Annotated in this window: 18 protein-coding genes and 1 tRNA gene; 7 read left to right on the top strand and 12 right to left on the bottom strand. The window is 64.8% G+C overall.

Going from position 1 to position 24,086, the window contains the following annotated elements:
- Nucleotides 1–22: 22 nt before the first annotated feature.
- Entirely contained in the window at nucleotides 23–841 is an 819-nt protein-coding gene (locus tag AC1DFC_RS12725) for an SDR family NAD(P)-dependent oxidoreductase (RefSeq protein ID WP_042673845.1), read from the bottom strand.
- A 280-nt stretch (nucleotides 842–1,121) separates the two neighbouring features.
- Here AC1DFC_RS12725 and AC1DFC_RS12720 point away from each other — a divergent pair, with 280 nt between their 5' ends.
- A complete protein-coding gene (locus AC1DFC_RS12720; protein ID WP_007836069.1) occupies nucleotides 1,122–2,012 on the top strand; it encodes a LysR family transcriptional regulator in 891 nt (296 codons plus the stop codon).
- On the top strand, nucleotides 1,979–2,983 hold the full coding sequence (locus tag AC1DFC_RS12715) for a YihY family inner membrane protein (RefSeq protein ID WP_478179335.1): 1,005 nt from the start codon (nucleotides 1,979–1,981) through the stop codon (nucleotides 2,981–2,983). Before AC1DFC_RS12720 ends, AC1DFC_RS12715 begins: the two co-directional genes overlap by 34 nt.
- A 126-nt stretch (nucleotides 2,984–3,109) precedes the next feature.
- Here the strand turns inward: AC1DFC_RS12715 and AC1DFC_RS12710 are convergent, their stop codons facing one another.
- From AC1DFC_RS12710 to AC1DFC_RS12690, 5 genes are read right to left on the bottom strand one after another with little or no spacing between them, the layout of a single operon-like run.
- Entirely contained in the window at nucleotides 3,110–4,090 is a 981-nt protein-coding gene (locus tag AC1DFC_RS12710) for a UDP-glucuronic acid decarboxylase family protein (RefSeq protein ID WP_478179355.1), read from the bottom strand.
- Nucleotides 4,091–4,112: 22 nt separating this feature from the next.
- Nucleotides 4,113–5,498, bottom strand: a complete 1,386-nt coding sequence (locus AC1DFC_RS12705; protein WP_478179334.1) for a UDP-glucose dehydrogenase family protein — start codon at nucleotides 5,496–5,498, stop codon at nucleotides 4,113–4,115.
- Between the two features lie 29 nt (nucleotides 5,499–5,527).
- Complete coding sequence (locus tag AC1DFC_RS12700; RefSeq protein WP_478179333.1) at nucleotides 5,528–6,340, bottom strand: glycosyltransferase family 2 protein; 813 nt, start codon at nucleotides 6,338–6,340, stop codon at nucleotides 5,528–5,530.
- Between the two features lie 54 nt (nucleotides 6,341–6,394).
- Entirely contained in the window at nucleotides 6,395–7,303 is a 909-nt protein-coding gene (locus tag AC1DFC_RS12695) for a UbiA family prenyltransferase (RefSeq protein WP_478179332.1), read from the bottom strand.
- On the bottom strand, nucleotides 7,300–9,972 hold the full coding sequence (locus AC1DFC_RS12690; protein ID WP_478179331.1) for a hypothetical protein: 2,673 nt from the start codon (nucleotides 9,970–9,972) through the stop codon (nucleotides 7,300–7,302). Before AC1DFC_RS12690 ends, AC1DFC_RS12695 begins: the two co-directional genes overlap by 4 nt.
- A gap of 193 nt (nucleotides 9,973–10,165) precedes the next feature.
- On the opposite strand from AC1DFC_RS12690, the gene AC1DFC_RS12685 reads away from it, so the two are divergent.
- Nucleotides 10,166–12,835 (top strand): glycosyltransferase, encoded by a 2,670-nt coding sequence (locus AC1DFC_RS12685; RefSeq protein ID WP_478179330.1) that lies wholly within the window; start codon nucleotides 10,166–10,168, stop codon nucleotides 12,833–12,835.
- Between the two features lie 182 nt (nucleotides 12,836–13,017).
- On the opposite strand, the gene AC1DFC_RS12680 is transcribed toward AC1DFC_RS12685, so the two are convergent.
- Nucleotides 13,018–14,076, bottom strand: a complete 1,059-nt coding sequence (locus AC1DFC_RS12680) for a beta-keto acid cleavage family enzyme (RefSeq protein WP_478179329.1) — start codon at nucleotides 14,074–14,076, stop codon at nucleotides 13,018–13,020.
- 250 nt (nucleotides 14,077–14,326) lie between these two features.
- Between AC1DFC_RS12680 and AC1DFC_RS12675 the strand changes: the two genes are divergently transcribed.
- Nucleotides 14,327–15,367, top strand: coding sequence for an AraC family transcriptional regulator (locus AC1DFC_RS12675; RefSeq protein ID WP_007836072.1), 1,041 nt, complete (start codon nucleotides 14,327–14,329; stop codon nucleotides 15,365–15,367).
- Between the two features lie 91 nt (nucleotides 15,368–15,458).
- Here the strand turns inward: AC1DFC_RS12675 and AC1DFC_RS12670 are convergent, their stop codons facing one another.
- Genes AC1DFC_RS12670 through AC1DFC_RS12660 form a run of 3 tightly spaced genes read right to left on the bottom strand, consistent with a single transcriptional unit; the run spans nucleotide 15,459 to nucleotide 18,410 of the window.
- Nucleotides 15,459–16,517 (bottom strand): beta-keto acid cleavage family enzyme, encoded by a 1,059-nt coding sequence (locus AC1DFC_RS12670; protein ID WP_413315704.1) that lies wholly within the window; start codon nucleotides 16,515–16,517, stop codon nucleotides 15,459–15,461.
- 50 nt (nucleotides 16,518–16,567) lie between these two features.
- On the bottom strand, nucleotides 16,568–17,410 hold the full coding sequence (locus AC1DFC_RS12665; RefSeq protein ID WP_007836074.1) for a TauD/TfdA dioxygenase family protein: 843 nt from the start codon (nucleotides 17,408–17,410) through the stop codon (nucleotides 16,568–16,570).
- Nucleotides 17,411–17,441: 31 nt separating this feature from the next.
- The gene (locus AC1DFC_RS12660; RefSeq protein ID WP_478179328.1) at nucleotides 17,442–18,410 is read right to left on the bottom strand and encodes a Bug family tripartite tricarboxylate transporter substrate binding protein; all 969 of its coding nucleotides are present in this window, start codon (nucleotides 18,408–18,410) and stop codon (nucleotides 17,442–17,444) included.
- 202 nt (nucleotides 18,411–18,612) lie between these two features.
- Here AC1DFC_RS12660 and AC1DFC_RS12655 point away from each other — a divergent pair, with 202 nt between their 5' ends.
- The 3 genes from AC1DFC_RS12655 to AC1DFC_RS12645 are packed head-to-tail and all read left to right on the top strand — an operon-like array spanning nucleotide 18,613 to nucleotide 21,899.
- Nucleotides 18,613–19,584: a quinone oxidoreductase family protein gene (locus AC1DFC_RS12655; RefSeq protein WP_478179327.1), complete on the top strand. Its 972-nt coding sequence runs from the start codon at nucleotides 18,613–18,615 to the stop codon at nucleotides 19,582–19,584.
- Nucleotides 19,585–19,591: 7 nt separating this feature from the next.
- Nucleotides 19,592–20,602: a YeiH family protein gene (locus AC1DFC_RS12650; RefSeq protein ID WP_413335528.1), complete on the top strand. Its 1,011-nt coding sequence runs from the start codon at nucleotides 19,592–19,594 to the stop codon at nucleotides 20,600–20,602.
- 49 nt (nucleotides 20,603–20,651) lie between these two features.
- The gene (locus AC1DFC_RS12645) at nucleotides 20,652–21,899 is read left to right on the top strand and encodes a porin (RefSeq protein WP_478179326.1); all 1,248 of its coding nucleotides are present in this window, start codon (nucleotides 20,652–20,654) and stop codon (nucleotides 21,897–21,899) included.
- 257 nt (nucleotides 21,900–22,156) lie between these two features.
- On the opposite strand, the gene AC1DFC_RS12640 is transcribed toward AC1DFC_RS12645, so the two are convergent.
- Both AC1DFC_RS12640 and AC1DFC_RS12635 read right to left on the bottom strand, forming a co-directional pair.
- Nucleotides 22,157–23,479, bottom strand: coding sequence for an amidohydrolase (locus AC1DFC_RS12640; protein ID WP_007836079.1), 1,323 nt, complete (start codon nucleotides 23,477–23,479; stop codon nucleotides 22,157–22,159).
- A 516-nt stretch (nucleotides 23,480–23,995) separates the two neighbouring features.
- Nucleotides 23,996–24,085 (bottom strand) — tRNA-Ser (locus tag AC1DFC_RS12635).
- Between the last annotated feature and the right edge of the window lies 1 nt (nucleotide 24,086).

Below are 24,086 nucleotides of genomic sequence, written 5' to 3'. Positions count from 1 at the left end.
CCGATGAGTTACGGCAGTTTCGTCATGCCTTGGCTCCTTGCAGTTCGGCCCCGGCTTCGGCCTTGCGGCGGCGAAGGGTTGGCAGGCCGACACCTGCCGCATCGAAGCCGCCGTCGACGGCCACGACCTGGCCGTTGATGAAGCTCGCTTCGGGGCTGCACAGGAAGCCGATGACATTCGCCATCTCCTCGGTGGTGCCGTAGCGGTTCAGCGGAATCGCGTCGTAGTAGTCGGAGCGGATCGCCACGCTGTGCACGAGCTTGGCCATTTCGGTTTCTACCGGGCCGGGGGCAATGACGTTCACGCGCACGCCTGCATCGCCGAGCTCGACCGCATGCTGCTTCGTCATGTGGATGAGCGCGGCCTTGCTGGTGCCATAGGCCACGCGCAGCGTGCTGGCCCGCAGCCCGGAGATCGAGGCGACGTTGACGATGGCGCCGCCGCCGTTGCCGGCCATCACCGCGCCGAAGGCCTGCGTGCAGAGGAAGGCGCCATCGAGGTTGGTGGCCATCACCGTGCGCCATTCCTTGAAGGAGGTTTCCAGCACCGGCTTGAAGATGGCCACGCCGGCATTGTTGACCAGCGCGTCCACGCGGCCGAACTTTGCAACGACGGCCGCCACGGCGCGGTCGACCTGCGCCGGATCGGACACGTCGCAATGGACGCCGAGCAGATCGCCGGGGCGCGCGATCTCCGATATCGTGCTGTCGAGCGTTGCGCTGTCGCAGTCGAGCAAGACGACCTTGCAGCCATGACCAAGAAACCATTCGCCGACGGCGCGGCCGATGCCGCGGGCGCCTCCGGTGACGACTGCGATGCGGGCTGGTGATGTGGTGCTCATGATGTGGTGGGTTGGGTTGAAGGGAAAAAGGAACTCGGGATCCGGAAGCCGGCGGCCATTACTCGGGCGTGACAGGCAGGAGCCCAGGGCATTGGGGCCGCCGTCGATCAGCGTCATCGCATCGACGACGCGATCGAACATCGGTGTTGTGTCTCCTGCTGCCACTTGTGGGAGCGCCCCCCGTTCACGTGCTTGGCGCGCGGGATGCGATGCAGTCTAGGGATGCGCTTCGATCCAGAGAAATTTAAAATCTGGATCAGTCGATACAGAAGGCAAATCAATGGACATGCGCCACCTGCGCTGCTTCGTCGCTGTTTCCGAGGAGCTGCACTTCGGCCGCGCCGCCGAACGGCTGCACCTCACCCAGCCGCCCGTGAGCCTGGCGATCAAGGAGCTGGAAGAAGAACTGGGCGTCACCCTGCTCGAGCGAACCTCGCGCCGCATCGCGCTCACACGGGCCGGCGAGGACGCATTGCGCGACGCACGCGCCGTGCTGGCCGCGGCCGACACCCTGCGCAAGCGCGCCCTGGAGGCCGCTCAGGGCTTGATGGGCTCGCTGTCGCTCGGCTTCATCAGCCTGCCGGCCTATTCATTCCTGCCGCCGATGCTGCGCGCCTTCACGGAGGACTACCAGCGCGTGAACGTGTCGCTGCTGGAAGGCACCACCGACCAGATCATTCACGACGTAGAGAGTGGCAGGCTCGATGTCGGCCTGGTGTTCCGGACGCCCGACCCGCCCGCGGCACTGAACTCGAGGCTGGTCCATACGGAACCGCTGCTCGTGGCGCTGCCCGTGTCGCACCCCCTGGCCGGCGCCACGCGCATCGCGCTCGAAAAGTTGTCGAACGAACGCTTCCTCGGATTCGAGCGCCATCAGGGTCCGATGATGTTCGACGCCATCGTCGCCACCTGCATGCGGCATGGCTTCAGCCCCAAGCTGTTTCCGGCGCGGCAAATGCACACCATCGTGAGCCTCGTGTCCGGCGGCATCGGCGTGGCGCTGGTGCCCGGCAGCGTGCAGGCATTGCATCGCGAGGGGGTCGTCTATCGAAGCATGAAGGGCGAGAAGACCATCGTCGAGACCGTCGCCATCTGGCGCAAGTCCGACGATTCGCCGCAGGTGAAGGCGCTGCTGTCATGCTTGCCGAAGATCCGGCAGCGGGGCGGCTGAGTGAATGCCTCGATCTACGACGCATCGAAGATGGGCCTTGCCGAAAGGCGTCAGCTGCAGGCCTCAAAATCGCATGCAGCGGCTTGTTCGTCCGCGAAGCCAGCCGCCCCCTCCTCTTTCAGCGATACATGTTCACTCTGACCCGCCTGACGATCCACCGCGCCAGGAAAGAACGCTTGCCCCAGGTCGCCGGAAGCCTGACATTCACGACCTTGCTGTCCATCGTGCCCTTGCTGGCGACGAGCTTCGCGCTGTTCACGCGATTCCCGATCTTCAAGCGATTCAAGGATGCGATTCATGAGTTCCTGCTGAGCAGGCTGCTGCCGCCAGACATCGCGCGCACGGTCCTCAAGTATCTGGACCAGTTCGCCGCGAATGCCAGCAGCCTGACCTGGGTCGGCTCGCTCTTCCTGCTGGGGACCGCAGTCGCGATGTTGCTGACCGTCGAGAACGCTTTGAACCAGATGTGGGAGGTGAGGAGGAATCGGCCTTTCTTCAGAAGGGTCGGCCTGTACTTGCTGATGTTGGCCGTGGGGCCACCCGTGATGGGTCTGAGTCTGTGGGCAACGTCGTACGTGCTGGGCGTTTCCCTGGGTCTGATCGGCGCCTTGCCACCATCGCTCGCCTTCGTGCTCGACCTCGGGCCGCTCGTGCTCGGCGTGACCGCGCTGACGAGCATGTTCTATTTCGTTCCGAACACGAAGGTGCGGCTACGCGACGCCGTCGCGGGCGCCCTGATCGCCAGCGTGGCCTTCGAGCTGGGCAAACGGGGCTTCGCCACCTACCTCGTCAAGGTGCCAACCTACAAGGCGCTGTACGGGGCGTTCGCGGCCTTTCCGATCTTCTTGCTGTGGGTGTACTTCTCGTGGCTGATCACGCTGGTCGCGGCCATGATCACGGCCAACCTGGCTCTTGCGCGACGGCGACAGCCGGGGAAGGCAGCTCGAACCTGGCAGTTCGGCCGGGGCTGATGCAGGCGCCGCTCATTCGAAACCGGCCCTCCTCGCAGGCAGCAGCGAGAAGCCCACTCGCTTTTTGGCCCTGCCTGTGACGCTCACATTGCGCGTCATGCCGAGTGGCTTGCACGACAAGCACTGCTATGGAGCCGCCGGCAAGAGCTCGCCGGCCGACAGCACACCATCGAGGTACTCGATGGTCTTGCGCAAGCCCTCCTCGAGCTGCATGCTCGGCTGCCATCCGAACAACCGCTTTGCAAGGCCCACATCAGGCCGGCGCTGCATCGGATCATCGGAAGGCAGCGGCGCGAACGTGAGCTTCGACGAAGATCCCGTGAGTTCGATGATCAGTTTCGCGAGATCGCGCACGGCAATTTCCGCCGGATTGCCGATATTCACTGGGCCCGGTCCGCCCGGACTGGCCTCCATGAATCTGTTGAGCCCTTCTATCAGGTCACCTACGAAGCAGAAGCTGCGCGTTTGCAGGCCCTCGCCGTAAACAGTGATCGGCTCGCCGCGCAGCGCCTGCACGATGAAGTTCGACACAACGCGCCCGTCCCTTGGATGCATGCGCGGACCGTAGGTATTGAAGATGCGCGCCACGCGAATGTCCACGCCGTGTTGACGGTGGTAGTCGAAAAACAGTGCCTCGGCGCAGCGTTTGCCCTCGTCGTAGCAGCTGCGCACGCCGATCGGATTGACATTGCCCCAGTAGCTCTCGGGCTGTGGATGCACATCGGGGTCGCCGTACACCTCGCTGGTCGATGCCTGCAGGATGCGCGCACGCACACGCTTCGCAAGGCCCAGCAGATTGATCGCCCCGAGGACGTTGGTCTTGGTGGTCTGCACGGGGTCGCGCTGATAGTGCACTGGCGAGGCCGGGCATGCGAGGTTGTAGATCTGGTCGACCTCCACGTAGAGCGGGAATGTGACGTCGTGGCGCATCAGTTCGAAGTGCGGATTTCCGAGCAGATGCTCCACATTGCGCTGCGCGCCGGAGAAGAAGTTGTCCACGCACAGCACGTCGTGACCCTGAGCAAGGAGGCGCTCGCACAGATGGCTGCCCAGGAAGCCGGCGCCTCCGGTCACGAGAATTCGGCGCCGGGAGTTGTGGACACGCATGAGGGTTCCTCCGGTTTCTTCTTCAGCGGCCGATGGCCTGGTAGTCGAATCCCTGCGAGCGGATGTCAGGGTCATAGAGGTTGCGGCCGTCAAAAATCAGTGGCTGCCTGAGAACCGTCTTCAGTGCGCTGAAGTTCGGACTCTTGAACGCTTTCCAGTCAGTGAGGATCACGAGCGCATCAGCGTCTTCTGCGGCTTTCATCGCGTTGTCGACATAGCGCAGCCGGGCGAGCAGATCCTGCCTGCCGTCCAGGTCGCCCTCAAGCACCTTGCGGGCCTCGGCAATAGCCACCGGATCGTGCGCCACCACATCTGCCCCGCGCATCAGCAGCGCCTTGATGACAATGCGGCTCGGCGCTTCGCGCATGTCGTCGGTGCCAGGCTTGAAAGCCAAACCCCAGATGCTGAAGCGGCGCCCGCGCAGGTCTTCGCCGAAGCGCTGCACGATCTTCTCGACCAGTACCAGTTTCTGCGCATCGTTCACCGCACGCACGGCTTCCAGCACATGCAGGCGCTGGCCGTGGCTGGCGGCCGTATGTACCAGCGCCTGTACGTCCTTCGGGAAGCAACTGCCGCCGTAGCCGAGACCTGCATAGAGAAAGCTGTAGCCTATGCGCGGATCCGAGCCCACGCCGCGCCGTACCTGCTCGATGTCTACGCCCATCTTCTCCGCGAGGTTCGCCAGCTCATTCATGAAGCTGATGCGCGTGGCGAGCATCGCGTTGGCGGCATATTTGGTGAACTCGGCCGCCTCCACGTCCATGTGGATCATCCGGTCGCGCTGGCGGTTGAAGGGCGCGTACAGGCGGGTCATCATCTCGCGCGCCCGTTGTCCGGCTTCACCGGACTCGCTGCCGAGCACGATTCGGTCAGGCCGCATGAAGTCAGCGATGGCCGCGCCCTGTTTCAGGAACTCGGGGTTCGAGACAATCGCGACGGCAGCGCCCTGAAACCCGCTGTCGGGCGCATGACCTCCGCTCGCGCGCCGTTGCGCGAGCTCTTCTGCTATGACCGTGCGCAGCTTGCCGGCAGTGCCCACCGGCACGGTGGACTTCTCCACCACCACCTTGAAACCCTGCATGTGGCGCCCGACGCTGCGGCCCGCGGCAAGCACATATTGGAGGTCTGCGCTGCCGTCCTCGCTGGGCGGCGTACCTGCCGCAATGAAGATCAGATCGCCATGGTGCACGGCGCGCGCGACGTCGGTCGTGAAGTCCAGCCGGCCGGTGAGAACATTGCGCTCGATCAGCTGCGGCAGCCCCTCTTCGTGGATCGGCACGCTGCCTGAGCGGAGCAGTTCTACCTTGCGTTCGTCGACGTCGACGCAAACGACTTCGTGGCCGATCTCGGCAAGGCAACTGCCTGTGACGAGGCCTACATAGCCGGTACCGAGGACGGAGACTTTCATGGGATAGGAGCGGCGAAGTGATCGAAGCTCTAGTCTTCGACGATGCCCTTCGAGGCAGAAGACTGGGTCGCTGCATTGGCGCCGACCGGATAACTGCAGACACGAAACCACAAGAGATACCAGAGCGCCTTGAGTCCGTCGCGCCAGTTGATCTTCTTCCCCTGTTCGGCAGTGCGGCCCCGATAGCTGATGGGAACTTCACGGATCTTCCATCGGCCGGACCGGGCAATTTGCGCGCTTATTTGAATCTCACATCCAAAATCGGCACAGGTGATGTTCAGGGTGTCATTCACCTCTTTGGTGAACATCTTGTAGCAGACCTCGATGTCGGAGAGCCTTTTCCAAAAGAGAGCGGCAAACAGCGTCGAGATCAGCCAGTTTGCTGCGACTTGGGGAAAGGAAATGAACCTCGCGCGCCCCAGACGCCTGCCTTTGAAGCGCGACCCATAGACCACGTGGGCGGTCTTTTGATTGACGATCAGGTCATACATGGGCGCCCAGTCTGCGGGGTCGTATTCGAGGTCCGCATCCTGGATGACGATGACATTTCCGGTCGCGGCAGCCAAGCCGGTTCTCAGGCCGGCGCCCTTGCCGAGGGTACGCTCGTGATAGAGCGCACGCACCGTGATCCGGGCAGTTGTCGGCTCGCCAGCTCCGAGGTGCGAGGCCGAACATTGCCCATCCGGAAAATTGGTCTTGATCCATTCCCGCGTTCCATCGACCGATCCGTCATCCACAAGAAGGATCTCCTTGTCCACCTCGGGAAGAGCCCTTGAGACGGCGATGAGAACACCAGGCAGCGTATGGACCTCGTTGAGGACGGGAATCACGATGGACAGCATGAGGGTTCGGTACCTGATTGATTTCTGATGGTTTGCGGGAGCCTGCCGATGCCGCTACCACGGGGGAACGGCAGCCAGCATCGCCAAGCCCAGGACCACATGGATGTTCCTGTAGACGGTCTGGAGCCGGCGGACGCCCGCGTAGGTGAGGCCGTCTCGCAGGGCCCGCCAGGACGCGTGCAGATGAATGGCGTACAGCACGATGGCCAGCGACAGTTCGCGAGGGACAAGCCCGAGCAGCGCGAGCACGGTCAGCAACATGTAGGCTGAGCTGAACAAGAACAGGCCGGCAAGAAATGTCCTCTTCTGGCCGAACGCGACGGCGTTCGTTCGGATGCCATTGCGCAGGTCGCCATCGTAGTCGCGCGTCTCGTGGGTCAGATGTCCGGCAGCGAACACGAGCCCGAAGTAGCAGCCGACGGCCACGCTGTGCGGCGAGATCGACGACAGGGCTGCATAACCGAGCAGAAAGTGGAGCGCACCGCCGAAAAAATGAAGCAGCGAGTTCAGCAACGGCACCCCTTTGCCGTGAATGCCCGGAAAGGAATAGATGGCGCTGAACGCCGCGATGATCAACGCAATGGCGAACGACACCCGGCTGACCAAGCCAAAGACCAGCAGGCTGAGCGCCAGCAGGGTCAATGCCAGACCACCCATCCTGGCGGAGTTCTCGCCTTTGGCCAGGTAGGTCCTGGTGGCGCGGTGCGGATCCTCGAGGTCGCCATGCACACCTGACCAGTCGTTGAGCACGAAGACATGCGCGACAAGCAGAAGGTTACCGGCGACCAGGGCTGCAATCGTGAAGAAGGTGCTGGCACTGAAGTCGGCCATCGCGAAGCACGCACCAATCATCGGTGCCCCCTGCAGCACGCAGACCTCGTCGATGCGGATGCAGGACAGGAGGCGCCACAGCGATGCGGCGCGTGCTTGCACGGGGACGGTCTTGGCCTCGGGCTGTGTCATTGGCCGGCGCCTTCCGGGGTACGGGCAGGTTCGGCCTGCAGTCCCATTCCCTTGGTTCCGTAGTAGAGCCTCAACCAAAGCGCGTAACCCACATCCTGCGACCAGTAGTAGCGCCGCACGGTGCCGCTCATGTCGTTGTGATAGAGCAGGGGCGGATTGCCGGCCAGTGCCGAGAAGCCATTGGAGGCGAGGTCGCGCAAGAGCCGGATGGCCTCGGCGTTCACTGCCGTACTTCGCGGTGCGCTCTCCAACTGCGCCAAAAGCGTGGCCGCCCGAGCCCACACCTCCTGGCTGGGAACAGCAGGCTGCAGGCGTGATGCCGGCAAGAGGAGCGGGCAGCCGGCGCGATGCAGATCCGCAAGCCTCAGGATCATCATCGGCGGCGCTCCCGCGTAGTAGACCCAGAGGCTACTGTCGGCCGAGCGTCGCATCAGCGCTTCGCACAGCGAGCGCGCTGCAGTTGGATCCTGCCTGGCGAGCAGCATGTAGATATGCATCTGGATGCCGATGTCCGCTGGATTCGGGTCCGCGCCTGGGTCCAGGCATTGGTAGTCGGCGCGTTGGGCGAGCCAGGTGCGATACAGCCCGTCGCCCGTACGGAACTGCCGGATGGTTCGCAGCGCAGTCGCCAGCTTCGCCTGGATTTCGCCCGGCGCCACGCGCCACACCAGGGCCGTGTCATCCGAGTCAGGCGTGATGGCGCATCCAAGCACGCCGATGGTCGGTGCATCGGACCTTCCGTGATAACGCACGAGGCCATTGGGCTCGATCTGGCTGGCAAGGTAGCTGCGCGCCTTGGCGAGCATGTCCTGCATTTGCGCTGGGGCCGCGATCGGACCTGCGATGTCGAGCATGATCGCGTTGAGATAGGTATTGAGCTCGGGCTGCGGCTTCTCGAAGCGGGTATCGCTGGTGAACGACGTGAGCCAATAGCCTGGCGCCTGTTGCCCTTGGGCGATGCGCTCAACCGCAAGGCGGGATGCGTACTCGAGGAAACGGTCCACCGGATCGGCGGCGCTTTCTGCCGCCAGATCGAAGGAGCGTTCACGCAGGAGCCGCGCCTCGCCACCAGGATGCGCGCGAACGAGAACCGCCAGCACGTGCCTGCCGGGCCGCAACTGGCCGAGGGGTGCGCTCAGCCGCCATCCGGCAGGGTGCTTCTCGCCCAGCGTCCGGACGACATCGGGACGCTCGAAGAAGCGACTTGTTCCCGCCACCTCCCGTCCGTCGATCAGCACCGCAATGTCCTGGGGCGAGTTCGAGTCCACGAGCGCCCATCCGGCGACGTCGAGTTGCCGCTCGATCCGATCGCCCATTGCAGCGTCGTGGACGACCGCCTCGATCGTATCGATCAGATCTACGTTGCCGCGCAGATCCATGAAGAGATCGGCGTGCGCGGGCGGGTGGCTCAACTCGGCGATGAACGCCGCGTTGCGGAAGTCCCACATGGGCCGCATCCTGTCGTCGGCCTTTGCCGTCAATACCGCCGTGTCGATGGCCCCGGTGTACCAGAAGGCGCCGACGGCCTGGATACCGATTGCCAAGACGCATGCTGCGCCGAACAGCACGCGGCCGCCCCGCGACAAGGCGGCCACGATGGGGGGGAGCATCCATACGAGCAGCGGCACCATGTCCGTAAGCCATCGTGGTCCCCATGCAATGCCCTGCCGCCAATCGACCATCGCATAGCCGCCGATTTGCACGACCATGGCTGCGCACAGCGCCAACGTGAGGCCGCGCGCGCTTCGCTCCCGAAGCGCGTAGAGGAGCAGGCACGGCACGAACAGCAGAAACGGCGAGAAGATGAACAACCCCCGCGTCGGGCTGACCAGCAGGCCGGCGACTCCCTCGGTGAAGCTGTCATTGAAATCGCTGGGATGAACACTCAGCGCATACGCGCCGGCCACATGGCCGACCAACTCCAGGTTGTAGACCAGCGTGAAGATGACCGGGACAGCGCCGGAAAGGACGAGCCAGGCCCGCCGCTTCCCCGCCCACCAAAGTCCGTAAAGGCCAAGCGCCGCGGCGAGTATGGCGTCGGGTGGCCGGTTCGCGGCAATCAACGCACAGAGGAATCCGGCTACTGCCACACGAATCGGCGTACTCGGCCCTGTGATCAGCCACATCGTCGCAATGATGAGAAGCTGCGCGACGCCATGCATCCACAACGCCTGGCTGCTGATCACCCATGCGGTGGTGCCGAAGGCAAAAACGAGACTGAGAAGGATGGCGGTGCGGGGGCTGCTGCGCCTGCGCAGCAACAGATAGAGCAAGGCCACCGATGTCGCCGCGATCACGGAGGCGCAGAGCTTTTCCATGATTCGGGCCATCTTCTCGAAAATGTGCGTATCCCAGGCGATGGAATCGAGATAGCGCACAGCCGGCAAGTAGAGCGGCGCGACGATCAACGGGACCACGAGCGGATACTTGGAAACGAGGTGCTGGTCACGCCCCCTCATGATCCAAAACGCCGTGCCGTCCTCGCCCCCGGCTACCGGCGGGGTTCGCCCCAGCGCGACGGGGCTGACGATCGGATCCAGCAATACGCTGTGATTTCGCAGGATAGAGAACGGCAGATACCGCGCCGCGTAAGTGTCGGCGGCCGAAATCAGGCGACCGTTGGCATTGAAGACCACGAACGAGACGATCGCCAGCAGCAGCGCGATCACCCCGTCAGAAAGGGAAGACCTTGACCGCCGTGGTTGTGCTGCATCGCTCCCTGGCCATTTGGACGCGATTCCGCTCATCGATCTTCTTTCTTGCTGTAGCCTCGCGCCCGTATCGGCGACCTTGTAGCTTCTGTAAGAATTATGCCTGACAGTAAATTATGTAAAAATTTGCCGCTTGCGGCGCGGAGTCGTCATGCAGTCCCGCAATTCCGGCAACAGATATCCGTTGCCCACCACCGATCTTGCAATCTTCACGATCTGCGCAAGCAACTATCTCGCCCATGCTTGCGTACTCGGAGCCTCGGTGCGCCAACATCAGCCGGGGGCCACGCTCGTCGTTTTTCTGCTCGATGAGCCGCCTGCAGACATCGAGTTGCCGGAATGCGTAACCATTGTTCCGGCCGAAGCGGCCTTCCAGCGCAGGGAATGGAACCATCGCCGATGCCACTACAGCATCCTCGAGTTCGCAACGAGCGTGAAGCCGGCCTGCTTCCGCTACCTGTTCGACCAAGGGGCCGGGCGCGCCGTCTACCTCGATCCGGACATCCGGCTGTTTCAGAGAGTCGATCAGTTCTGGAACGCAGATGCGAACGATGCTGAACTCGTGCTCACGCCGCATATTCTGTCGCCGCTCCCGGACGACGGATGCATGCCGGACGATCTCGTCATTCTGCGTGCCGGCCTCTACAACCTCGGCTTTGCGGCATTGCGGGACACCGATCGCGCACGCTTCCTGCTGGAATGGTGGGACCACAAGCTGCGAACACTCTGCCTCGAGGACGTGCAGACTGGCGTCTTCACGGACCAGAAGTGGATGGACTACGCACCGCTGCTGGTGCCCGGCGCGACGGTGCTGCGGCACATGGGCTTCAATGCCGCCTATTGGAATCTTCATGAACGCACCCCTCGCCGCCTGGACGACCACTGGCGGGTGGAAGGCCGGGCGGGAGATGTCCATGACCTCATCTTCTTTCACTTCAGCGGCTTCAACCCCGACCTGAAGCAACTCTCACGCTACGAGAGCCGCTTCGGGTGGGATCTGCCCGGAGATGCGCGCACCCTGTTCGGCGATTACGCCAAGGCCCTGATCGACGCCGGCATCTCAAGATTCAGGGCGCTGGGCATTCCGCAGGTCACCTTTGCCGACGGCACCGGCTGGGATCGGGCATGCCGCGCGCTGTACCGCCAGTCGCTCGCGGAAGGACTGGATCTGGGCGACCCGTTGGAGAATCCGGACTTCCTGGAATGGGCGGGATGCCAGGCGCCGGGCGATCACGTGACACGGTATCTCCGGGTCGTGCTGCGCATGCGCGGCGATCTGGTGAGTACCTTCGACGATGGCCATGACATTCGCGGCCTGATGGCCTGGATGCGGACCTCGGGCGTGCGCGAGGCCGGGCTCGACCGGAATCTGGTCGAACGCCTCGGCGCTCCCGGCAAGGCGCACCGCATGAGCGCGAACTATGTGGGCTATCTACGCTCGCATCTGGGCGTCGGGGAGGCCGCTCGCAACAGTGTTGCGGCGCTCGATGCGGCGGGCGTTGCGGTTCATTGCCACGACATCTCGACCGATGCGCCGGCGCCGACGGGCGACTACACACCCCCGGGCCAGCGTTGGTCGTCGGGCACGCCTGCAGCCACCATCCTGGGTTGCAATGCGGACATGCTGCCCGACGTGCTGTCGAAACTGCCGGAGCACCTCCTCACCACCTATCGCGTCGGTTGCTGGTATTGGGAAACGCCCGATTTCCCCGATGAATGGGCGGATCGGTTCGATCTGGTGGATGAGATCTGGGCCGGTACGCAATTCATAGCCGACGCGATCAAGCGGAAGGCGAAGATTCCCGTCGTCGTCATGCCGCCGATGGTCATGCCCCCGCCCGTTGCGAGGGACCGCGCATGGCTGGCAACCCTGCTGCCGGAGGCTTCGCGCGAAGAGTTCATGTTCCTGTTCCAGTTCGACGTGGCCTCGATCCCGTTCCGCAAGAACCCGCAGGGTGTTGTTGCGGCCTTCGTCGAGGCATTCCGGCCAGCCGACCCGGTGCGATTGATCATCAAGGCGCTCAATGGCGAGGCGCATCCCGAGCTGATGCTGTCGTTGCGCGCGGTGGCCAACGGACATCGGGTCTCGTTCCTGACCACGGCGCTCGAGAGCGTCGATCGCTTCCGGCTCCTGGCCTCGGCCGACAGTTTCGTCTCGCTTCATCGGGCCGAAGGCTTCGGCCTGTCGATTGCAGAAGCGATGGCGTACGGCCTGCCTGTGGTGGCCACCGGCTGGAGTGGCAACGTCGATTTCACGCATACCAACAACGCCGCCCTGGTGCCCTTCGATCTCGTTCGCAGTGAAGTCTCGCACGGACCCTATGCGGCCGGCACACTCTGGGCAGAACCTCAGCTCGGCGCCGCCGCCCGCCTAATGCGGCGAGTGTGGCTGGACCCTGTGTGGCGCGCGCAGATCGCGCAGGCCGGCCAAGAGACCGTGGCCGCGAAATTTTCGGCCACGGCCGTGGGTCCTGCGATGCGTGGACGCCTCGATCAGATCGCAGGTCTGGCCAGGGGCCAAGCCAGCCCGCGCGAACAATCGGCGGCCGAACGCACGGATCGGGCATCCGCCTCGCGCGCCAGGCCGCTCTTCGTCAGAGTGATACATGATGTGCTCAGTTACCCTGGCTACTACCTGGTGCGGCTGCCGCGTGTACCCCGGATACTGTGGCGCTATGGCGTTTCCGGTACGTTGAAGAGGGCCGAGTTGGTCGCCGGTGCGGCTGTGGACGTCAAGGGCCAATACCTCGTCACCCAGGTCCTGACACGACTTCGCAGGCGGCTCCTGCGCTGGCGATACGACGGTTGGCGTCGGCGGTAGATGGCGCCTCGCGGGGCACACGCCTTCGCGCCTCTCGCACGCTCAGTCATCGTGACATTCGCCGCGTGGTATATCCGACGGTCAGGGCCGTGGTACTGGCCGCCGGGATCCGCAAAGGGCAGTCGCGCCCAATCCATCGGCCGACCAAACGGCACGTCAACAACTCCGGTGTACCTCATGCGTCAGGCCGGCTTGCGCAGGAAGCCCTGCTGGGCACCGTTGCGATTGGGCGCGAAGCCATTGGCCTGCAGCGTCTCCTCGATGGTTTCGTAAAACACGCCGATCTTCATGATCTCGCGCGCCTGCTGCGCGGTCGCAATGGGGCGACCGAATTCAGTCGAGATGCGCACCAGTTGCCGGATCTGTTCGACCGAGCTCATCTTGCCGGTGCGGGTCTGGTTCCACAGCACGTCCTCAATGCCGCAGCGCACGTGCAGGCCTAGGGCGATGCCGATCATGTTCACGGGCAGCACGTTGAGCACCGAGCTTTCCACCGTGACCACCGAGCCATCGGGTGCGGCGCGCAGGAAGTTGGCCAGGTTGTAGATGTTCGCCTGGTCCATGCCGCCGCTGATGGCCACCCAGTTCATCACCAGCGGGCCCTTGTAGACGCCGCGGCGGATCATCCGCTCGATGGTCTCGAAGCTGTTGATGTTGTAGCACTGGAACTCGCTCTGGATGCCCGCGGACGTGAGGCGGCGGATGTGCTCCTCGACCCAGCTGGGGTTAGAGGGCACGATCATGTCCTTGTACGTCGAATAGAGCCTCGGGTCGCCGCGCGACAGGCCCCTGAAGTCGTCCAGGCCGGCGTGCTCGGTCACGTTCATCTGCGTGGTGTTGACGGTCACGGTCACCTGGTCGGGGCGGGGCGTGAGTTCGGCCAGCATGTGGCGCGTGTCGTCGCTCAGCCACTTGGCCGCGGCACCGTCGTCCTCAGGCGCGAAGCTGATCGAGCCGCCCACCTGGATGATCATTTCCGGCACGGCCTTGCGCACGCCGGCGATCAGTTCGTTGAACATCGACAGCCGCTTGCTGCCCCTGCCGTCGGCCTCGCGCACATGCAGGTGCAGCACGGTGGCGCCGGCTTCGTAGCAATCGACCGCCTTCTGGATCTGGTCTTCCATCGTGACCGGGATGTCTTCCGGAAAGTCGGCGGGAATCCACCCCGGCGCATAGGGCGCGGCCGTGATGATCAGGGGCTGCTGGTTCTCGGGATACAGGTGGCCGTCGAGGAAGTTCATGGGGTTTGTCTCCGGTGGGAAAGTTGCTCTGGCGCCAAAAGTGTCTGGTGCACCCCGGAAAACTTCTTGCTCATCCGGGACTGCGACTTGTCTTTGCGGGACATTGAAACGGTCCGTGCGAAGACCGGTTTCGCAGTCTCCATCTGCACCAGACACTGAAGGCCATGGCCGATCACAATCGGGCCATCATCAAGACACAGCAATCCAGGATCAGCCCCCGGGCGAACACGGGGCTCCTGAAGAATCCACCATGAAGCACCTCGGCCGACTGATGCGTAGTGCGAGCCTCAGCGGCTACGTGGACCTGGTGCGCTCGCTCGGCCGGGACCCGCATGCCTTCCTGCGCACCGTGGGGCTGAAGGCCCAGTTGCTCGAGCACCCCGAGATGCTGATTCCAGGTGACGCCGTGCGCGAGCTGCTCGAGATCACCGCGCGCGCCACGCGCACCGAAGATTTCGCGCTGCGGCTCGCGGCGCAGCGCAAACTCTCGGCGCTCGGGCCGATCGGCGTCGTGCTGAGGGAAGAGCCCACGCCCCGCGACGCGCTCGACACGCTGGGCCGCTACCTGAAGCTGGTGAACGCCTCATTGAGCTTTCGCCTGGAGGATACGGGCGACATGGTCATCCTGCGCGAAGACCTGCTGCCCAGCCCCGGGCTGCCGATGCGCCAGTCGATGGAACTGGCCGTGGGCATCATGTTCCGCGTGCTCACCGAGCTGATCGATCCGCAGTGGCGGCCGCAGCAGGTCTGCTTCACGCACCGCCCGCCGGCGGACGTGTCGGCGCACCGCGCCTTCTTCGGGCGCCACGTCAAGTTCAACCAGGATTTCAATGGGCTCGTGTGCCTGGCGGCCGATCTGCGCAAGCCGCGCGAATCAGGCGACCAGGGCGCGGCGCGTTTTGCGCGAGAGTACCTGGAGGCGGCCCTGAAAGACCGCGGCGAGAGCACGCGCGAAGCCTGCCGCGAACTCATCCTCGCGCTCATGCCCGGCGGCGGCTGCACGGCGCAGGAAGTGGCGCGGCACCTGCGTGTGGACCGCCGCACGCTGCACCGCCGGCTCGAGGCTGAAGGCTTCACCTTCAGCAGCCTGCTCGACCATGTGCGCTCCGACCTCGTCAAGCGCCACCTGCGCGACAGTGACCTGCCGCTGAGCGAAGTGGCCGAGCTGCTGGGCTTCTCGGGGCCAAGCAGCTTCAGCCACTGGTTCCGCCACCACTTCGGCTGCAGCGCCTCGCAGTGGAGCAAGCAGACGGCCAGCGCGGTGGCTCAGGGGACGGTGCGCGCGTTCTGAGCCAGGCCTTCAAAGCGGAGGGCATGCGAAAGGCCTTCGAGCAGGCGCCAAAAGGCGCGCGTGACAGACCTCGTCATCACCACGCTCACTCTCAAGCCGCCTTGCGCAGGAAGCCCTGATTGGCGCCATTGCGATTGGGTGCGAAGCCGTTGGCCGCCAGCGACTCTTCCGCTGTGTCGTAGAAAACGCCGATCTTCGAGATCTCGCGCGCCTGCTGCGCTGTGGCAATCGGACGGCCGAACTGGCGCGAGATTTCCACCAGCTGTTCGATCTGCGCCACCGTACCGATCTTGGCCGAGCGCGTCTGGTTCCACAGCACGTCTTCGGTGCCGCATCGCACGTGCAAGCCCATGGCGATACCTATCATGTTCACGGGCAGCACGTTGCGCACCGAGCTCTCCACGGTGAGCACCGCGCCATCGGGCACCGCACGCACGAAGTTGGCCAGGTTGTAGATGTTCGGCGCGTCCATGCCGCCGCTGATCGCCACCCAGTTCATCACCAGCGGACCTTTGTAGACACCGCGGCGCATCAAGCGTTCGACCGACTCGAAGCTGTTGATGTTGTAGCACTGGAAGGCGCTCTGGATGCCGGCCTTCGTGAGGCGACGGATATGCTCCTCGACCCAGCCCGGCTGTGCCGGCACCGTCATCTCCTTGTAGGCTTCGTAGATGGCGGGGATCTCGCGCGAGGTGCCCTTGAAGTCCGCCAGCTCGGCGTGCTCCGTGACGTTCATCTGCGAGGTGTTGACGGTCACCGTCACCTGGTCCGGCGTGGGCTCCAGCTCGGCCAGCATGTGGCGCGTGTCGTCGCTCAGCCACTTGGCCGCGGCGCCTTCGCTCTCCGGCGCGAAGCTGATCGAGCCGCCCACCTGAATGATCATTTCCGGCACGGCCTTGCGCACGCCGGCGATCAGCTCGTTGAACTTCGACAGCCGCTTGCTGCCCTTGCCGTCCAGTTCGCGCACATGCAGGTGCAGCACCGTCGCGCCGGCGTTGTAGCAGTCCACCGCCTTCTGGATCTGCTCTTCCATCGTGACCGGAATCTCGCCCGGAAAGTCGGAAGGAAGCCAGCCCGGCGCATAGGGCGCGGCGGTGATGATCAGCGGCTGCTGGTTTTCGGGAAAGAGGTGGCCGTCGAGGAAGTTCATGGCGTGGTTTCTGTCGGGTTGCGATGTAGGAAACGGAATCGATGGACAACTCAGTACGGCACGTCGCCGACGATGCCGGCGCGTTCCATCTTGCGCGGCGCGGGCCAGTAGTCGTTCAGCGCGTAGTGCTGCGTGCTGCGGTTGTCCCAGACGACCACGTCGCCGGCCTGCCACGACCAGCGCACCTGGTACTCGGGAATGGTGGCGCGGCTGAGCAGGTAGTTCAGCAGCAGCGCCGCGCCGGGCGTCTTGTCGATGCCGTGCCGCACGTTCTCGGGGGTGCTGTAGTTCACGAAGTGCGTGGTGAAGCTGCCCACGTAGAGCACCTTCTCGCCGGTCTCGGGGTGCGTGCGCACCACGGGGTGCTCCACGGGCGGATGGTCCTGGCCCAGCTTGAGGCGGGCTTCCATCGGCATGACGGCGCCGAACGAATGCTCGATAGCAGCCTTGGCGCGCAGCTTGCCGATCTTCTGCTTGATCTCTTCGGGCAGCTCGTCGTGCGCCTGCACCATGTTCACCCAGATGGTGTCGCCGCCGATCTCGGGACACTCGATGCAGCGCAGCACTGCCCCCATCGCCGGCGCTTGGCGCCACAGGCCGTCGCAGTGATAGGTGTTCTCGTAGCTGTGCTTGTTGTCGCTGCGGTAGATACGCACGAGGCCCGGGTGCTCTGGGTCGCTGCCGACCACGGGGTGATCTTCGAGCGCGCCGAAGCAGCGTGCAAAGGCCGCATGCTCGGCGCGCGTGATGTCCTGTCCGCGGAAGAACAGCACCTTGTGCTGGAGCAGTGCGGCGCGGATCGGCGCAAAGCGCCCGGGGTCGCGCGAGGCCTCGCCCAGGTGGACGTCCGAGATTTCCGCGCCGATGGAGGGCGTGATGGGTCTGATCTTCATGAAGGGTCTCCGATGAAATGGCGAGCGAAGCTCAGTTCGCCTGGATGCGGTACTTCCTGACGATGGCGGCGTTGCGCTCCGACAGCGCCTTCGTCTCGACGATGAGCGCGGGCGTGTCGACGCTGAGTTCGGGCTCCAGGCCCACGTCGAGCAGCTTCTGCTGCACGGCGGGCAACTGGCCGGCCTTGCCGATCGCGGCGTGCAGCTTCGCCAGCACGTCGGCCGGCAGCTTGGCGGAGCCAATGAAGCCGACCCAACCGCGGAACTGCAGGTCGGGATAGCCGAGCTCGGTGGTGGTGGGCAGGTCGGGCAGGAAGCGCGAGCGGGTCTTGCCGGTGAACGCGTAAGGGCGCAGCTTGCCGGCCTTGATGAGCGGCATCGAGGTGAGCATGCCGTCGAACATCAGGTCAACCTGGCCGCCCAGCAGGTCCTGCAGCGCGGGCGGCGAGCCGGGGTAGCCGATGTGCTGCAGGTCGAGCCCCGCGCGGTCGCTGAGGATCAGGCCCGCGTACTGCGACACGGTGCCGGGGCTGTAGCTGGCGAAGCTGGCCTTGCCCTTGCGCGTCTTCAGCTCGGCGACCAGGCCCTGGAAGTCCTTGGCCGGAAAGTTCGCGGCCGTGACGAGCACCACGCCCGAGCGCGCCACCGAGGCAATGGGCACCACGTCCTTCAGCGGATCGAAGGGCATCTTCACGACCTGCGGCGTTTCAGCCAACACGTTGCTCGCCGCCATCACGATCGTGTTGCCGTCGGCCGGTGCCTGCAGCATGGCCTGCAGGCCGATCGATCCGCCGGCACCGGGGCGGTTCTCGACGATCACGGGACGGCCGATGTCCAGCGCCATCTGCTGCCCGACGACGCGGGCAACGATGTCCATCGTGCCGCCCGGCGGCGCGGGGACGATGAGCTTGACGGGCTTGTCGCCCAGCGCCCAGGCCCCGAGGGCCATCGAGCATCCGACCAGCGCCACGGCGGCGCGTGCAAAGTGCAGCAGTTTCATGGGTTGTCTCCGGTTTTTTCATGCGGGCCTCGGTGGGCCAACGCCGCCAGTATCCGGCGCACTCCGCTCGCAGTTCTTGCTTTATTGGGGCATCAATTTGCCGATTTGGGACATCGCCGAGACCACACTTCCCGACGTTGAAACGCGCCGCAAGAATCCGTTCCATCCCAGCCCCCACACGCATCGCATCAGGAGACGCACCATGAACCAGGCCATCCGCTTCCACGAGACCGGCAGCGCCGACGTGCTCAAGCTCGAACACGTCGAGGTCGGCGAACCCGGCCCGGGCGAGGCGCGCGTGCGCCACAGCCTCATCGCCGTCAACTTCATCGACATCTATTTCCGCACGGGGCGCTATCCGCTCGCGCTGCCCAACGGCCTGGGCTCCGACGCCGTGGGCGTGGTCGAAGCCGTGGGGTCGGGCGTGACCGACATCCGCGTGGGTGATCGCGTGGGCTACCTCATCGGGCCGCAGGGGGCGTACTCGCAGGCGCGTGTGATGCCTGCCGATGTGCTCATTCCGCTGCCCAACGGCATCTCGGACAGCACTGCTGCCACGCTGATGATGAAGGGCATGACGGCGCAGTACCTGTTCCGCCAGGTCTATCCATTGAAGGGCGGCGAGACCATCCTGTACCACGCAGCCGCGGGTGGCGTGGGCCTCATCGCCTGCCAGTGGGCGCGTGCCATGGGCGTGACGATGATCGGCACCGTGAGCACCGACGAGAAGGCCGCCGTCGCCAAGGCCAACGGCTGCACGCACACCATCGTGACCTCGCGCGAGAACATCGCCCAGCGTGTGCGCGAGATCACCGACGGCAAGGGCGTGCCGGTGGTCTACGACTCGGTGGGCAAGGACACACTGGAGGCTTCGCTCGATTGCCTGCAGCCGCGCGGCACGCTGGTAAGCAACGGCACCTCTTCTGGCGCCGTGGTCCTCGACACCAAGCTGCTGGCGGCGAAGGGCTCGATCTGGCTCACGCGGCCGGCGATGGTGCACTACATCCATCCGCGCCCGCACATGCTCAGCATGGCCGACGAACTGTTCGGCCACGTGCTGGCCGGACGCATCGTGAGCGAGCCGCAGCAGAGCTTCGCGCTGGCCGACGCGGCCGAGGCGCACCGCGCACTCGAAGGCCGAAAGACCACCGGCGCCACCGTGCTCGTACCCTGAGGTTTTCATGATCGCCTTGTCTGTCGCCGCATGGCCGGCGCGCGGCCGCCTGCTCTTTCCGGGCGTGCTCGCCTGCGCGGTGGTCGCCGCCGCGTCCACCTTTTTGTCGCAGCACTACGGTGCGCCGGTGATGCTGTTTGCGCTCATCCTCGGCATGGCGATGAACTTCCTTTCCGCCGAGGGCCCGTGCAAGCCCGGTATCGAGTTCACCGCGCGCCACGTGCTGCGCTGGGGCGTGGCGCTGCTCGGGCTGCGCATCACGGCCGCGCAGGTAGTGGCGCTGGGCTGGCACCCGGTGCTGCTGGTGGCGGTGTCGCTGGTGCTGACCATCGGCGTGTCGATGGTCGTGGCGCGGCTGATGGGCTTCAACGTGCTGTTCGGCCTGCTCAGCGGCGGCGCCACCGCGATCTGCGGCGCTTCGGCCGCGCTGGCGCTGGCCGCGGCGCTGCCGCCGCATCCGCTGAAGGAACGCGCCACGCTGTTCACGGTGGTGAGCGTGTCGGCGCTGTCGACGCTCACGATGATCGCCTACCCCCTGATCGCACGCGCCCTGGGCATGGACACGCACACGGCCGGCGTGTTCCTGGGCGCCACCATCCACGACGTGGCGCAGGTGGTGGGCGCGGGCTACGGCATGTCGCAGGCCACGGGCGACACGGCCACGCTGGTCAAGCTGATGCGCGTGGCGGCGCTGCTGCCGGTCATCCTGTTCGCCGTGATGTTCACGCGTGCCACCGGCAAGGCCGTGGGCGGCCAGCGCCCGCCGCTGCTGCCGTGGTTCGCGGTGGCGTTCGCTGCGCTGGTGGCGCTCAACAGCACGGGCTGGCTGCCGCCGGCCCTCGCCACCGCGGGCAGCGACCTGTCGCGCTGGTTCCTGGTGGCGGCCATGGCCGGCATCGGCATGAAGACGCAGCTGCGCGAGCTGGTCGACGTGGGCCTCAAGCCGGTGGTGCTGATGGTCGGCGAGACCGTCTTCATCGCCGCGCTGGTGCTCGCGCTGCTGCGCTGGGCGCCCTGACGCACGACGACAGAGACGACAACACACACAACAACCAGGAGACAAGACCATGAAGAAGAAGAAGAAGACCCTCGTCGCCGCCGCAGCCGCGACCCTCGCTGCCGGCGCTTCCCTCGCCCAGTCCTCGCTCACGCTGTTCGGCGTGATGGACGCAGGCGTGAGCCACTACCGCACCACCAGCAGTTCGCACAACCCGCTGCGCTCGGCCAAGCTGCGCCAGAGCCAGACCGTGCTGTCGCCCTCGGGCAATGCGTCCAGCCGCATCGGCTTTCGCGGCACCGAAGACCTCGGCGGCGGACTGGCCGCGAGCTTCTGGCTCGAGGCGCCGCTGAACAACGATACAGGCGGCGGCATCACGAACTTCGGACGCCGCTCCACGCTCAGCCTCAGCGGCCCCTTCGGCGAACTGCGCCTGGGTCGCGACTACACGGCCTCGTTCTGGAATGACGCGGTGTTCGACCCCTTCAGCGTCAACGGCGTGGGCACCAACCTGATCGCCGTGGTCAACAGCAACATCGCGGCCTCGCGCGCGCTGGCCACGGGCAGCCTGCTGAACGGCGGCCTCTCCGCAGGCACCGACAGCTACCTGCGCACCAGCAACGCCGTCAGCTACTTCCTGCCACCAAACCTGGGCGGCTTCTACGGCCAGGTGCAGTACGCGCTGCACGAGAACACCAAGATCAGCAGCACGCCCGACAGCCCCTCCAAACGCGGGCGCTACGTGGGCGGGCGCATCGGCTGGGCCAGCGGCCCCGCCGACGTGGCGCTAGGCTACGGCGAGAGCACGCTGGCCAGCACCACCGTACAGAGCGAGAAGATCAAGAGCCTGAACCTCGGTGCTTCGTACGACTTCGGCGTGGTGAAGGTGTTCGGCGAATGGTCGCGCGTGCGCGACGTGCGCAACAGTGCCGCCCCGTTCGCCAACGGTTCGTTGCGCCTGACCGACCGCTACGACGGCCTCATGGCCGGCGTGAACGTGCCTCTGGGTGCGGGCATGCTGCGCGCCTCGTATGCACGCGTGCGCTTCGTCAACGGGCTGCATCTGCCAGACGGCAATTCGTCGGTGAACAAGCTCGCACTCGGCTACGTGCACAACCTCTCCAAGCGCACGGCGCTGTATGCCTCGGTGGCGCGCATCCACATCGCCAACGGCCGCAACAACCCGACCGTGATGGGCGTGACGCCGCTGGTGCTGAGCCTGCCGGCGATCTTTCCTCAGCCGGGCTACGCGACCACCAACGGCATGCAGCCGCACCGTGCGCTGGGCTACGACGTGGGCATTCGGATGGCGTTCTGAGCGCCTGAAAGCGACGGCGGCGCCCTCCGCATTCCTACTAGCCATTGCCGCAGACGCTGGTACGGCTGGTAGGGAGCAGGTCACTCTCGGCCTACTTTGACGTAGTCCACTATTGCGGATACCGGGTAATTTTCTGCCGTCATGACGAAGGTCTGGCATTGCAGACGAGGCCAATCGCCAATTCTTGCGCCGTGACATCGGCGTTCTGCCGACGCCATGTCGAAGACTACCGTCGCCGGCGGCAGCCGCACGCCGAGCTACTTGGGTGCCATGGTGGTGAGCACGGCCACGCTCATGGCCTCCACACTCGTCTTGATCGATGGCTCGGGCACCGGCGCGAAGAAGGGCGAGTGATTGAAGGCCAAGGGCTTGCCGCCGGGCTTGAGCGACGCCATCACCTCTTCGGGAGAGAGCACGCCCACGAAGAACATCATCGATGGCACGCCCGCATTGCCGAACTCGGAAAAATCCTCGCTCGCGGTGATGGGCCGAACCTGCACCACCTTCGGGTCGCCGAACGCCGTCTTGAGTGCCGCCGCCGTCCGGTTGACCACCGCTTCGTCGTTGACCACCGCAGCCCCACCGGGCACCAGCTCGACCGTCGGCTCGGGCGCACCGCCCATCATCGCGGCCGCGTTGGCCGTGCGGCGAACGCCGGCCAGCAGCTTCTCGCGCACCTCCGGCTGGTAGCTGCGGATGGTGCCGCGCAACACCGCCGTGTCGGGAATGATGTTCCCCACTGTGCCGGCTTGGACCGCACCGATGGTGACCACGCCGAACTCGGCCGGGTCCTTCTCACGGCTCACCACGGTCTGCACGTCAGTGATGAAACGGGCGGCAATCGCAATCGGGTCGATCGTCTTGTCCGGCGCCGATCCATGGCCGCCGCGGCCTTTGAAGGTGATCTCGAGCGAGTCAGAGTTAGAACTGATCGCACCGACCTTGTAACCGACGAAGCCATAGGGCGACGGCGAGGTGTGCAGAGCGAACGCGAAGTCGGGCTTGGGAAAGCGCTTGAACAGGCCGTCGGCAAGCATGGCCTTGGCACCTGACACGGTTTCCTCAGCGGGCTGCGCGACAAACATCAGCGTGCCCTTCCACTGATCTTTCATCGTGAGCAGCGTGCGCGCGGTGCCGACCCAGCTCGCCATGTGGATGTCGTGGCCGCAGCTGTGCGCCACGAAGGTCTCGCGGCCGTTCGATTGGGTCTTGGCCTTGCTCGCGTACGGCAAGCCGGTCTTCTCTTCCATGGGCAGCGCGTCGAGTTCGGTGCGCACGAGCACGGTCGGGCCTGCGCCGTTCTTGTAAATCGCGACGAGGCCCGTGCCGCCGACCTTCTCGGTGACATCGAAACCGAGCTTGCGCATTTCGCCGGCCAGCTTCGCAGCCGTTCGCACTTCCTGGAAGGCGATCTCCGGATTGGCGTGCAGGTCTTTGTAGAGCGTGTCGAGCGAGGGGTACATACCGTTGACGACAGGCCCGATCTGCTGATGCAGCGACGTCTGTGCGCTGGCGCCCAGCGCCAGGGTCAGCAAGGCAACGGCGGACAAGGTGCCATGACGAAATGAACGGGAAGACATGGAGGAAGAAGCCCTATATGGAAAGAAGATAGACACCAGCCCTGCCAGTGTGGCCTTCTTCACGCAAGCTTCGAGCCCGGGATTGCCCTAGACATCAAAGCCGATCCGCAGTTCCCTTTTTTGCGACAGCAGGTCGCGTTCAAAAATTCGCTACTCACACAGGACAGCAAGGCACTTCGCGTACGTGGCGTGCATGCAAGGCATGCCATCGCGCGCCCTCCCCCAAGCGCCAGCTTCCAGTCGACCTCAACAAGGCTGGATGTCAGCACGCCCTCCTTGGCGACGTCTGCCTGATCGACTGCACCAATGGAACGCTGGACGTGGCCCTCGCCCATGGTCAGCGCAACGTAGCCGACAACATCTGCTGGCGAGGGGAAAGCAGCAGGGACAAGACCCATCCTTGCGAAGGCCGAGGCGATGCACTTTGTACCCAAGTTCGACCGTCAATCGAATTGGTAGGAACAATGGTGTAAGAAATAAAAAAGCGCCCCGAAAGGCGCTTGTTTATTGACTTCTTGGAGGAGAGGGAGGGATTCGAACCCTCGGTACTATCGCTAGTACGCCTGATTTCGAGTCAGGTACATTCGACCACTCTGCCACCTCTCCG

This window comes from Variovorax sp. 10L421, assembly GCF_056395365.1.
The sequence above is the reverse complement of the archived record's forward strand: the minus strand, read 5'-3'. Positions and strand labels throughout refer to the sequence as shown.

Coding starts and splice junctions, on each gene's coding strand:
- AC1DFC_RS12725 (WP_042673845.1), bottom strand. CDS start 841: ATGAGCACCACATCACCAGCCCGCATCGCAGTCGTCACCGGAGGCGCC.
- AC1DFC_RS12720 (WP_007836069.1), top strand. CDS start 1,122: ATGGACATGCGCCACCTGCGCTGCTTCGTCGCTGTTTCCGAGGAGCTG.
- AC1DFC_RS12715 (WP_478179335.1), top strand. CDS start 1,979: ATGCTTGCCGAAGATCCGGCAGCGGGGCGGCTGAGTGAATGCCTCGAT.
- AC1DFC_RS12710 (WP_478179355.1), bottom strand. CDS start 4,090: ATGCGTGTCCACAACTCCCGGCGCCGAATTCTCGTGACCGGAGGCGCC.
- AC1DFC_RS12705 (WP_478179334.1), bottom strand. CDS start 5,498: ATGAAAGTCTCCGTCCTCGGTACCGGCTATGTAGGCCTCGTCACAGGC.
- AC1DFC_RS12700 (WP_478179333.1), bottom strand. CDS start 6,340: ATGCTGTCCATCGTGATTCCCGTCCTCAACGAGGTCCATACGCTGCCT.
- AC1DFC_RS12695 (WP_478179332.1), bottom strand. CDS start 7,303: ATGACACAGCCCGAGGCCAAGACCGTCCCCGTGCAAGCACGCGCCGCA.
- AC1DFC_RS12685 (WP_478179330.1), top strand. CDS start 10,166: ATGCAGTCCCGCAATTCCGGCAACAGATATCCGTTGCCCACCACCGAT.
- AC1DFC_RS12680 (WP_478179329.1), bottom strand. CDS start 14,076: ATGAACTTCCTCGACGGCCACCTGTATCCCGAGAACCAGCAGCCCCTG.
- AC1DFC_RS12675 (WP_007836072.1), top strand. CDS start 14,327: ATGAAGCACCTCGGCCGACTGATGCGTAGTGCGAGCCTCAGCGGCTAC.
- AC1DFC_RS12670 (WP_413315704.1), bottom strand. CDS start 16,517: ATGAACTTCCTCGACGGCCACCTCTTTCCCGAAAACCAGCAGCCGCTG.
- AC1DFC_RS12665 (WP_007836074.1), bottom strand. CDS start 17,410: ATGAAGATCAGACCCATCACGCCCTCCATCGGCGCGGAAATCTCGGAC.
- AC1DFC_RS12660 (WP_478179328.1), bottom strand. CDS start 18,410: ATGAAACTGCTGCACTTTGCACGCGCCGCCGTGGCGCTGGTCGGATGC.
- AC1DFC_RS12655 (WP_478179327.1), top strand. CDS start 18,613: ATGAACCAGGCCATCCGCTTCCACGAGACCGGCAGCGCCGACGTGCTC.
- AC1DFC_RS12650 (WP_413335528.1), top strand. CDS start 19,592: ATGATCGCCTTGTCTGTCGCCGCATGGCCGGCGCGCGGCCGCCTGCTC.
- AC1DFC_RS12645 (WP_478179326.1), top strand. CDS start 20,652: ATGAAGAAGAAGAAGAAGACCCTCGTCGCCGCCGCAGCCGCGACCCTC.
- AC1DFC_RS12640 (WP_007836079.1), bottom strand. CDS start 23,479: ATGTCTTCCCGTTCATTTCGTCATGGCACCTTGTCCGCCGTTGCCTTG.